7 protein-coding genes are annotated in these 7,247 nt (G+C 63.4%); 4 read left to right on the plus strand and 3 right to left on the minus strand.

All coding sequences use genetic code 11. The features are described from left to right. Window position 1: 1 nt before the first annotated feature. Complete coding sequence (recN, locus tag JOZ06_RS19375; RefSeq protein WP_293235466.1) at window positions 2-1,678, plus strand: DNA repair protein RecN; 1,677 nt, start codon at window positions 2-4, stop codon at window positions 1,676-1,678. Window positions 1,679-2,043: 365 nt separating this feature from the next. Then, window positions 2,044-3,639, plus strand: coding sequence for an EAL domain-containing protein (locus JOZ06_RS19380; RefSeq protein ID WP_293235468.1), 1,596 nt, complete (start codon window positions 2,044-2,046; stop codon window positions 3,637-3,639). Window positions 3,640-3,693: 54 nt separating this feature from the next. Here JOZ06_RS19380 and JOZ06_RS19385 read toward each other — a convergent pair whose 3' ends face one another. Beyond that, complete coding sequence (locus JOZ06_RS19385; protein ID WP_293235470.1) at window positions 3,694-4,035, minus strand: carboxymuconolactone decarboxylase family protein; 342 nt, start codon at window positions 4,033-4,035, stop codon at window positions 3,694-3,696. Window positions 4,036-4,154: 119 nt separating this feature from the next. Between JOZ06_RS19385 and JOZ06_RS19390 the strand changes: the two genes are divergently transcribed. Both JOZ06_RS19390 and JOZ06_RS19395 read left to right on the plus strand, forming a co-directional pair. After that, a complete protein-coding gene (locus JOZ06_RS19390) occupies window positions 4,155-5,075 on the plus strand; it encodes an AraC family transcriptional regulator (RefSeq protein WP_293235472.1) in 921 nt (306 codons plus the stop codon). A gap of 140 nt (window positions 5,076-5,215) precedes the next feature. Further along, window positions 5,216-6,010 (plus strand): sulfite exporter TauE/SafE family protein, encoded by a 795-nt coding sequence (locus tag JOZ06_RS19395; RefSeq protein ID WP_293235474.1) that lies wholly within the window; start codon window positions 5,216-5,218, stop codon window positions 6,008-6,010. 26 nt (window positions 6,011-6,036) lie between these two features. Here JOZ06_RS19395 and JOZ06_RS19400 read toward each other — a convergent pair whose 3' ends face one another. After that, window positions 6,037-6,519: an RES family NAD+ phosphorylase gene (locus tag JOZ06_RS19400; RefSeq protein ID WP_293235476.1), complete on the minus strand. Its 483-nt coding sequence runs from the start codon at window positions 6,517-6,519 to the stop codon at window positions 6,037-6,039. Continuing rightward, window positions 6,516-6,986: an antitoxin Xre-like helix-turn-helix domain-containing protein gene (locus tag JOZ06_RS19405; RefSeq protein ID WP_293235478.1), complete on the minus strand. Its 471-nt coding sequence runs from the start codon at window positions 6,984-6,986 to the stop codon at window positions 6,516-6,518. The genes JOZ06_RS19400 and JOZ06_RS19405 overlap by 4 nt, the downstream gene beginning before the upstream one ends. Window positions 6,987-7,247 lie beyond the last annotated feature (261 nt).

Below are 7,247 nucleotides of genomic sequence, written 5' to 3' on the forward strand. Positions count from 1 at the left end.
CATGCTGCTATCGCTTAGCATCAAAGACTTTGTCATCGTCGACGAACTGGCGCTCGATTTCGCCGCCGGCTTCACCGTGCTCACCGGCGAAACCGGCGCCGGCAAGTCCATCATCCTCGACGCCTTGGGGCTCGCGCTCGGCGACCGCTCCGAAGGCGCGCAGATCGTGCGCGAAGGCTGTGAACGCGCGGACATCAGCGCGCGCTTCGCGCTCGACGGCCGCGGCGATCTGGCGCAATGGCTCGCCGATAACGAACTGACCGGCGACGACGACGAAATATTGCTACGGCGCGTCATCGACAAGAACGGCCGCTCCAAAAGTCTGATCAACGGCCAGCAAGCCACGCTGGCGCAGCTCAAACAATTGGGCGACGCACTGATCGACATTCATGGCCAGCATGCCCACCAATCGCTGTCGCGCGCGGACACCCAACGCGCGCTGCTTGACGCCTACGCCGGCGCCGACGCGCTGGTCGACGCGGTAGCCGGCCATTGGCAGCAATGGCAAAGCGCGCGCCGCGCGCGCCGCGACGCCGAACAGAACGCCCAACAAACGCAAAACGAGCGCGAACGTCTCGACTGGCAAATTCAGGATGTCGCCGCGCTGGCCATCCAGCCCGGCGAATGGGAGATGCTCAATCAGAATCACGATCGCCTGGCCAATGCCGCCGAGTTGCTGCAAAGCGCGCAAATGGCGGTCGACGCCCTATCGGAAATGGATGGCAGCTGCCTGTCCATCCTGGCGGCCGTGCACAACCGGCTCGGCAAACTCGCCCATCTCGACCCGCGTCTGGAAGAAGTTCAGGCCTTGCTGACCTCGGTCGACGTCGAGCTGTCCGAAGCCGTGCATGGTCTGCGCGACTACGCCAGTCACGTCGACGACGATCCGCGGCAGTTGGAGGATATGGCGCGCCGACTGGATGCCTTGATGAGCATGGCGCGCAAATACCGCTGCCAGCCGCAAGAGCTGCTCGAACGCCTGGAAGACTGGCAGCAACAGCGTAGCGCGCTCGACGCGGCCGCGGACCTGGCGGCATTGACGCAGGCCGAATGCGCCGCCGAGGACGCTTACCGCCAGGCAGCCGGCAAGCTCGGCGCGGCGCGGCGCAAAGCGGCGGGCGAGCTGGGCCGCCGTGTGGCGCAGGAAATGCAGACGCTCGCCATGAGCGGCGCGCGTTTCGACATTGCGCTGACCGAGCTCGACAGCCCGAGCGCGCACGGATTGGAAGACGTTGAATATCTGGTCGCCACCAATGCCGGCACCCGCTTGCAACCGCTGGGCAAGATCGCTTCCGGCGGCGAACTGTCGCGCATCAGCCTGGCGCTGCAGGTTGCCATCAGCCAAGTCGCGCGCGTGCCGACGCTGATTTTCGACGAAGTCGACGTCGGCATCGGCGGCCGCGTGGCGGAGGTGGTCGGGCGCAAGCTCAAGGCGCTGGGCCAGCACTATCAGGTACTGTGCGTCACCCACCTGCCGCAAGTCGCTTCCTGTGGCGACCAGCACTGGCAAGTGAGCAAGGACGTGAAGAAGAATCAGACGCTGAGCCGCATCCGCGTGCTCGATGCCCAAGAGCGCGTGGCCGAAGTGGCGCGCATGCTGGGCGGGGTGGAAATCACCGACGCCACCCGGCACCATGCCGCCGAGATGCTGGCGCTCAACGCCGCGCCCGGCGCCTAGCCCGCCACTAAGATTTTGCTTCTACTCCCGCCGTTACGCTTGCACGCGCTGACACTGCGGGAGTCAAGACCACACCCTAAAAGCGGGGCGGCCTTTTTCATGCCGAAGCCTACCCTGCGTTGCTTCGCGAGCGCACGCTACCGGGTCGGCACGTAATACATCCGGCTTATAAACCACAAAACCGTTGGCAATGCGCAACAGATTACATGGCAAAGTGTTAAAAAATGATGTTTGCACTGACAAACATCATTTTTTTTGACAAAATCCTATTTTAAATGCATAGTTAATAAAATTCAGGTGCAGTTTAAATCAAACGCCGCGCCATGCAATCCGCACGCCGACCCAACCGCCACCGATGAGACCCCATGAACATCGTCCTACTCAATGAGTCCGCACGCGCCTTTCCGCTAGGGCTGCCCTCATTGTTTTATTGCGCATTGGGCGCGTTGGTCGTGCATCTATGCCAACAGCTGGTGGAAGAAACCAGCAACGCCTTCGACCCGGCCAGCAGGCTCGTGCGCGCCTCGCGCGCCGCGTTCAGCATTGGCGGCCTGGTGTGGGTGCTCGACGTCACCGGTTTTTTCATTTATGCCGACCTGGCCGCCGATGGCCTGCGCCTGGCGCCCGCGCTCCTCGCCCTGCTGATCAACACCTTTGTCGCCCGAATCACCATCCCCACACTCAGCACCGGCACGCGCGCAAGCCGCGTCGGCCTCGCGGCGGTCGGTCTCGCTATCGGCATGATGGCCGGCCACGCCACCCTATCGACCGGCTTCAGCCACGGCGGCTTGGTGGTCGATCCCGCCGCCATGTTGACTTCGACGGTCTTCACCATTTTTCTGGCCGCCGGCCTCGCGCTCAAACACCGCAAAGCACGCCTACAGGCGGCCGGCAGCCAGTTCACCCCCTTTACCTGGCGGCTAAAAGCCGCCGCCGGCTGCCTGATCCTGCCGTTGCACTGGTGCCTGACCTCCACTTTCCCGCTGCCGAGAATCCCGGAAGCCGCCAGCACGGGCAGCGTGCGCCTACTGGTCACCGTGCTCGCCTTCGGCCTGGCGATCGCCGCCGACCAGGTACAGACCCTACACTCCGAACGGCGACGACAACGCGCCTTTCGTAGCGCGGCCACCCCGGCCACGTTCATTACCGCCGCCACCGGCAAGGACTACCAACTGGCGCTGATCGCCGACCGCTTGCCGGAACTGCTGCATCCGGACCAGCTGCACATCCACTTTCAACCCATTGTCACGCCCAATCAGCCCAAGGCGCATTTCGAAGCGCTGCTGCGCGTCACCGACCCGGTGCTCGGCCGCATCAACCCGGAAAAATTCATCCTGGCCTGCACTTTGCAAGCCCAAGGCGCGCACGTCGACATGCTGATCATCGGCAACGCCCTCGATCACCTGGCCAACTGGGGTCAACAAGGCTTTGACGACGCCACCATCAATATCAACGTCTCTCCCGACACGCTGCTGGAACCGCATTTCGTCGAATGGATGTACCAGGAGCTGCAGCGGCGCGACTTGCCGCCAGGCAGCGTGCGGCTGGAAATCACCGAACACGCGCTGATCGCCAATGGCAGCGACATGGTGCGCACCATTCGCCGCCTCAAAGCCAAAGGCGTGGGCGTGGTGATGGACGACTTCGGCACCGGCTATTCGTCCCTTGGGCTCCTGGCCGACCTGCCGATTTCCGGCCTCAAGTGCGACCGGCTGTTCATCAAGGGCTTGGCGCAAGACACGCGCCGCCAAGTGCTGCTGCGCAAGATCGCCGAGCTCGCGGTCGACTTGGATATCCCGGTCACCGCCGAAGGCGTGGAAACCCAGGAAGAGCTGGATATCGTCATCCAAAGCGGTATCGACAGCATTCAAGGCTTCTACTTCGCCAAGCCGATGCCGGCGCCGGACGTCCCCGACTGGTTTGCCGGGCTCGAGGCGCGCTGGGCCGGGGCGATCGTTTAATTCGGCAACCGGCACGACATCCGCCGTACCGACCCCCAGACAAGCAAAATATCTTCACGCCTGTGCGCTGCTCGCCAGCGCGTCCATGACCCGGGCCGAATAGACCATGGCGGCGCCGGCATTGAGCGCCACCGCCACGCCCAGCGCTTCGGCCACCTCCTCACGCGTGGCGCCCTGGCGGACCGCCGCGTCGGCATGCACGGCGATACAGCCATCGCAACGCGTGGTCACCGCCACCGCCAGCGCGATCAGTTCACGGGTCTTGGCGTCCAGATGGTCGGTTTTCTTGCCGGCGTTGGAGAGCGTCTGATAGCCGCTGACCGTGTCCGGAGACAATTTGCTCAGCTCGCCCACGCGCCCCATCAGTTGCTTGCGGTATTCGTTCCAGTCCAGCATGGTGGTTCCTTTCGTTCTTAAAGAGCGGCAACCGCAACGGCTGCCATGCACGCAGTATGGCTGTCCCTATCGAGACTTGTACTGTATAAAAGTATCCAATAACCAATCATTCGTCTCATATGGATACGCTCAGCACATTACTGGCTTTGACGCGCGCGCATGTCGCGCTCGATGCGCGCTGCCTGCTAGGCAGCCGCTTCACCCTGCCCCACGCCCCCCTGCCGCCCGGCGAAGCCACCTTTCACCTGGTGCTCGCCGGCCAGTGCCGATTGCACACGGCCAGCGGCGAAGCCCATCTCTTGTCGCCGGGCTGTCTGGCACTGCTGCCGCATGGTGTCGGCCATAGCGTCACCGGCCTCACCGCGACACGGCCAGACGATGCCGCGCCGCGGCGCAGCGACGACAGCGGCGCGCTGCCGTTCAAGCGCCAAGACGGGGACCACACCGTCGACTTGCTGTGTGGACGGCTGATCCACGACGCCAACGCCGCCAAGCTGCTGCTCGCCAATGTCCCCAGCCTATTGGTGGCGCATTTGGATCAAACCCCGGGCCTGGCCGCGCTGGAAACGCTGGCCGCCCTGCTGCGCGCGGAAAGCGCCGCCAACCTGCCCGGCGCCGCCGCCATCCTGACGGCACTGATGCAGGCACTACTGGGTTATGCGTTACGCGACTGCGCCGATCGACCCTCCAGCGCCCCGCACTGCCTCGCCCTGGTGACCGACCCCCGGCTCGGCGCCGCGACGCAAGCGATGCTGCGCGCGCCGGAGCAGCCGTGGACGCTGGAAAGCCTGGCCGACCGCGCCGCCATGTCGCGCGCCACCTTCGCCCGCCGCTTTCGCGAACGCGCTGGCATGACACCCGGCGATTTTTTGACCGCGCTGCGCATGACCCTCGCTTGCCGGCTATTACGCGACAGCCCGCGCCCCTTGGCGGATATCGCCGCCGCGGTCGGTTACCAATCGGACACGGCTTTCGGCAAAGCCTTCCGCCAGAGCCTGGGAACGACACCAGGACAATGGCGACGGCAAGCGGCGCCGTAGCCCGGCGGGCAACGAATCTTCACAGATTTACCGGTTTTTTGGCGGCAGGCCGTTTGCCGGCCCTTTGCCACCACCGGTAAAATTCAAGCTGCGCTGAGAGACCTCTTTGCCGATCATTCCACGAGGCGTTTGATTTCCCCATGCAACACCTTCACCTGTTTTCCTTGCTGCTGGCCGCCTGTGCGGCCTTTCTGGCTGGCGCCATCAACTCCGTGGCGGGAGGCGGGACCATGGTCACGTTTCCAACGCTGATGTTCCTGGGTCTGCCGCCGATCGTCGCCAACGCGACCAGCACCGTGGCGATCTGGCCGGGATCGCTGGGCAGCATTTGGGGATTTCGCCAGGAACTCGGCCGCACCGACCGCACCTTGCGCGCGCTGGTGATTCCCAGCTTGCTGGGCGGCGGCATCGGCGCTTACCTGCTGCGGCACACCGCTTCGGCCACCTTCGAGCACATGGTGCCGTTCCTCATTTTCTTCGCCACCGCGCTATTCATGGTCCAGGGCGGCATTCAGCGCCGGCTGGCCGGCGCGAATAAGGAAGCTGCCCACGGTATAGGCGGCAAGCTCGGCCTCGCGCTGGCGTGCCAACTGTTGATCGGCATTTACGGCGGCTATTTCGGCGCGGGGGTCAGCATCGTCATGCTGTCGGCGCTAAGCGCCTTCGGACAAACCGACATTCTGGAAATGAGCGCGCTGACCAGTCTGTTCTCGCTATGCATCAACGGCGTGGCGGTACTGGTGTTCGTGGCCGCGGGGCTGGTGGACTGGCCTTACGTGCTGGCCATGGCGCTGTGCGCGGTGGCGGGCGGCATTCTCGCCGCCGGCATCGCCCGCCGTATCGGCCGCCCCGCGGTGCGGCGCTTCGTCATCACGGTGGGCCTGACGATGACGGTGGTTTTCGTGCTGCGGCAATGGGTGTGGCACGCGATGTAGCGTGGGGATCACTCTTCACACTAGGATCAACGACTGCTTTTGATTCTGCCGTCGTATAACCACTTGCGAACCTTGCGGACGCGAAGTCGATGCCTGTCAGGATGACTCGGATTGATCAGGATATTTAATTCCTCCGGAACAATCACTGAGGGTACGTGCAGCAAGACGGAGCGGCCGGATGCGACCCATGCCGAACCAAAGTCCAAGCTGACCCGGCCCGCTGGTTCTGCGTCCCAGCCGACGTGATCTGTGCTGGCAAACGCCTCTGCCGCTTGCCAAATATCGTCCGGAATCGCGACCTCTACCAAATAGCGGTTGAGAGGCAGCCCGCCGGCATTCAAGTGCACCACGGTTTCCAGGCAAGACAAAGCAATGCTGCCTGAGCTGTAATACATCGGTACGCCTTTGCGATTCCAGCGCCCGCCAGTGAGCTTTGCCCCTGCCCCGGTCAGATCGTCTGCAGCGTAATCCGGCGCATCAGTGGCGATACGCCAAACCGAGACGGTCATAAATAGGCCCCACTCTGCATCGCCGATAACACATCCGAAACGATGATGAACCCGGATGCCGTATGGAGAAATTCGGCGGGACGCTTACCCCCCAACGCCGGCAATGGCTCTTCAATCCAATGCGCCACCCATTTGGGCGCATCGAAATCCTCGGCATGGTCGCTTTCTGCCACCATCTTTTGTACTTGGCCAATCAGCGCAAACAGATTCAGCACACGTTCGCTCTCGTCGATGCTGAGCAAGTCGTCGTTCATCGCCTTGCGATTCACCGTGGCCACGGGGATACGCAACAACTCGGCCAGACCTTTTTGCGACATAGCCATGTCTGCCACCATGTCCTTAAACACGCGCGCTTTGACACGATCCTCGATCAGCCGTACTCGCTCGGTCAGAGGCAGCTCGTACAGCCGCAAGAAACGCTCGGCCTGAGCCCGATGCCGGGGTTTATCCTTCACGATGCTGCGCATAATCGGCTCCTTTGATCAATATAGATAGCTCAAATGAGCACACAAGGCAAGCGCACGCGATGCCGTGCGTTGCTGCGCGAACGCACGCTACACAAGGTGCGGGGTGTGCCGACCCGGGCCCCCTACGGGGCCCGCCTCCGTGGTGAAAGGCTTAGTCGGCAGTGAGCACTAGGCAACCCGCGACTTCACGCGCCCGCGCCGCCACCGGCAGATACAGCCATGAGGTGTGCGCGTCGATCGGCTCGGCGCGCCAGGCAAGGC

This window comes from Paludibacterium sp. (genome assembly GCF_019232825.1).
Classification (GTDB): domain Bacteria; phylum Pseudomonadota; class Gammaproteobacteria; order Burkholderiales; family Chromobacteriaceae; genus Paludibacterium.

What these genes read in the sequence shown, in the direction of transcription:
- recN (WP_293235466.1), top strand. Translation starts at nt 2, where the DNA reads ATGCTGCTATCGCTTAGCATCAAAGACTTTGTCATCGTCGACGAACTG.
- JOZ06_RS19380 (WP_293235468.1), top strand. Translation starts at nt 2,044, where the DNA reads ATGAACATCGTCCTACTCAATGAGTCCGCACGCGCCTTTCCGCTAGGG.
- JOZ06_RS19385 (WP_293235470.1), bottom strand. Translation starts at nt 4,035, where the DNA reads ATGCTGGACTGGAACGAATACCGCAAGCAACTGATGGGGCGCGTGGGC.
- JOZ06_RS19390 (WP_293235472.1), top strand. Translation starts at nt 4,155, where the DNA reads ATGGATACGCTCAGCACATTACTGGCTTTGACGCGCGCGCATGTCGCG.
- JOZ06_RS19395 (WP_293235474.1), top strand. Translation starts at nt 5,216, where the DNA reads ATGCAACACCTTCACCTGTTTTCCTTGCTGCTGGCCGCCTGTGCGGCC.
- JOZ06_RS19400 (WP_293235476.1), bottom strand. Translation starts at nt 6,519, where the DNA reads ATGACCGTCTCGGTTTGGCGTATCGCCACTGATGCGCCGGATTACGCT.
- JOZ06_RS19405 (WP_293235478.1), bottom strand. Translation starts at nt 6,986, where the DNA reads ATGCGCAGCATCGTGAAGGATAAACCCCGGCATCGGGCTCAGGCCGAG.